This is a genomic window from Pedobacter sp. (assembly GCF_035317785.1).
GTDB lineage: Bacteria > Bacteroidota > Bacteroidia > Sphingobacteriales > Sphingobacteriaceae > Pedobacter.
On sequence record NZ_DATHGC010000201.1, the window covers coordinates 1 to 2,729 of the forward strand.

Annotated in this window: 2 protein-coding genes and 1 pseudogene; 2 read left to right on the plus strand and 1 reads right to left on the minus strand. The window is 45.8% G+C overall.

Annotated elements, in window-relative coordinates; translation table 11 throughout:
* The first annotated feature begins 264 nt into the window (after window positions 1–264).
* Both VK541_RS12195 and VK541_RS12200 read left to right on the plus strand, forming a co-directional pair.
* On the plus strand, window positions 265–1,452 hold the full coding sequence (locus VK541_RS12195) for a pyridoxal phosphate-dependent aminotransferase (protein ID WP_324370425.1): 1,188 nt from the start codon (window positions 265–267) through the stop codon (window positions 1,450–1,452).
* 34 nt (window positions 1,453–1,486) lie between these two features.
* Window positions 1,487–2,335 (plus strand): prephenate dehydrogenase, encoded by an 849-nt coding sequence (locus VK541_RS12200; RefSeq protein ID WP_324370427.1) that lies wholly within the window; start codon window positions 1,487–1,489, stop codon window positions 2,333–2,335.
* Window positions 2,336–2,339: 4 nt separating this feature from the next.
* On the opposite strand, the pseudogene VK541_RS12205 reads toward VK541_RS12200, so the two are convergent.
* A pseudogene (locus VK541_RS12205) lies at window positions 2,340–2,729 on the minus strand (endonuclease); the annotation flags it as partial.

Here is a 2,729-nt window from a genome sequence, read left to right on the forward strand (position 1 = left end):
ACTTAGACAAAAACAACAAAATGCATTACTATATTCGGAATGAAATGGTATGTAATCCGTAAACAGGATATGTTAAGTTCTTTTCAGGACGATGTCAAGTTAATCCAGGACTAGTGTAAAGCTATTCCAGGACTAGACAAAGGAGTTGGTTTGGATGTGCCCTTCGCAACACCTTGCATATACCTTGGTAAAACCCCGGCAAATTCAGGCGCAGGCCAAGAGCGCCCTAAATGAATAAGCATCTAAATTTTTTAGATAAAAGAAATGAACATATATTTACGCAAAGCGTATATGGTAACCAAAATTGCAACATCAAAAAGACTGGAGGGTATTAGCGAATACTACTTCTCCCAAAAACTCAGGGAAATTGATTCCCTGAATAAAGAAGGCAAAAACATCATTAACCTCGGTATCGGCAGCCCCGATCTTCCGCCGCATCCGGATGTGATCAAAACACTACAGGAGGAAGCAGCCAAACCCGGAGTGCATGGTTATCAGGGCTATAAAGGTATCCCTGCATTGAGACAGGCCTTCGCAGACTGGTATCAGCGCTGGTACCGGGTAAGCCTCAATCCTGATACAGAAGTTTTGCCGCTGCTTGGCTCAAAAGAGGGCATCATGCACATTTGCATGACTTATCTGAATGAAGGAGATGAGGCATTGATCCCGGATCCGGGCTACCCTACTTATGGCAGTGCGGTTAAACTCGCCGGAGGCAAACCCCTGGCTTACCTCTTAAAAGAAGAACAAAACTGGTATCCCGATTTGGAAGCCCTGGCAGCAACAGATCTGAGCAAAGTAAAGCTCATGTTTGTGAATTACCCGCATATGCCTACAGGCCAGCCTATAGCGCCCGGTTTATTTGAAAGCTTAATCAGCTTTGCAAAAGCACATCAGATCCTGCTGATCCATGACAACCCTTACAGCTTCATTCTGAATGACAACCCTGTAAGTCTTTTAGAAGCGCCCGGCGCCAGAGAAGTAGTATTGGAACTCAACTCTTTAAGCAAATCACACAATATGGCCGGCTGGCGGATCGGCATGCTTTGCGGCTCCAAAGAACGCATTGAAGAAGTATTAAGGTTCAAGAGCAATATGGACAGCGGTATGTTCATGCCCCTGCAGCTGGCCGCAGCAAAAGCTTTAAGCCTCGGCTCTGACTGGTACAGTCACATCAATGGCATCTACTCCCAAAGAAGAGCTAAAGTATACCTTATGCTCGATATTCTTGGCTGCAGCTACGCGCCGAATCAGGTTGGTTTATTTGTCTGGGCAAAAATCCCTGAACATTATGAAGATGCCTATGCCCTTAGCGATGAAGTTCTTTACGGCGCCAACGTATTCCTGACACCGGGCGGCATATTTGGCAGCCAGGGCAGCCGCTACATCAGGATCAGTCTTTGCGGTGACCTTTCCCGGTTTGAGCAGGCGATAACACGGATCAGCAAATGACACAAACAATGTGTATAAAGATTAACTTTGCATCATGAAGATAGCAGTAGTCGGCCTCGGGCTTATCGGCGGTTCCATGGCTTTGGTGTTGAAGCAAAAGGGCTTTGCCTCAAAAGTATACGGCGTGGACAACCAGGAGGCACACACACAAAAGGCACTGGAGCTGGGCATTGCAGACGAAATAACTGACCTGGACAACGCAATAGCCAGCAGTGACCTGATTATACTGAGCACCCCGGTAAGTGTTTGCACCACATTATTGCCCAGGGTGCTGGACCAGGTAAAGCACCAGATCGTACTGGATACCGGTTCCACTAAAACCTCCCTGCTTGAAGCGGTAAAAGGGCACGCCGCCAGGGGCAGGTATATCGCTACCCATCCCATGTGGGGTACCGAATTCAGCGGGCCTGAAGCAGCAACAACTGATGCTTTCTATGGCCGGGCCAATGTGATCTGCAATGCAGCAGAAAGCGATAAAGATGCCCTGGCAGCAGTAGAGCAATTGTATACTTTGCTCGGTATGTACAATGTATATATGGAAGGAAAGGACCATGATGTACACGTGGCCTACGTCAGCCACATTTCCCACATTACCTCATTTGCCCTGGCCAACACCGTACTGGAAAAAGAGAGAGAAGAAAATGCCATATTTGAGCTGGCCAGTGCCGGTTTTGAAAGTACAGTAAGGCTGGCCAAAAGCAGCCCTGCCATGTGGATGCCCATATTTAAACAGAACAAGGAAAATGTGCTCGATGTACTGAACGAACACATTACCCAGCTCAGGAAATTCAAATCCTGTATTGAAAAAGAGAACTGGGCTTACCTTACGGAGTTGATGGAACATGCGAACAAAATTAAAGATGTGCTGGACCGGAAAGAATAAGCATTTACCTGGCCACTGTACCCAATGAAAAATTTAAATACACAGGAACATGATCAGAGATTGACCTTGCAGCTTTAGCACTTTCAAAATCAAGATAAAAATGCACGATACCGGATGTTGATGGGTTTAAGCCCTTAGTTTTGAAATAGAAGTTATCATATGCTGAAGCCAGACAATCACCATTAACACACACTTGTTTTAATGTGGTTTTCTGAGCAGTAAAAGCCGGGGTATAACCCATCTTTCTCAAAGGGTTAAAGACAGTATGCGATTGTGGCAAGTTAAAATCCCCGCAGAAAATAAGGTTATCACCGGGATACAAAGCGGGCATATGTTTGAAATACCTGATCTCCGTTTCAGGTTGTTTTGATTTGGGAACTGCATGAAAACTAAC

What these genes read in the sequence shown, in the direction of transcription:
- VK541_RS12195 (WP_324370425.1), top strand. Translation starts at nt 265, where the DNA reads ATGAACATATATTTACGCAAAGCGTATATGGTAACCAAAATTGCAACA.
- VK541_RS12200 (WP_324370427.1), top strand. Translation starts at nt 1,487, where the DNA reads ATGAAGATAGCAGTAGTCGGCCTCGGGCTTATCGGCGGTTCCATGGCT.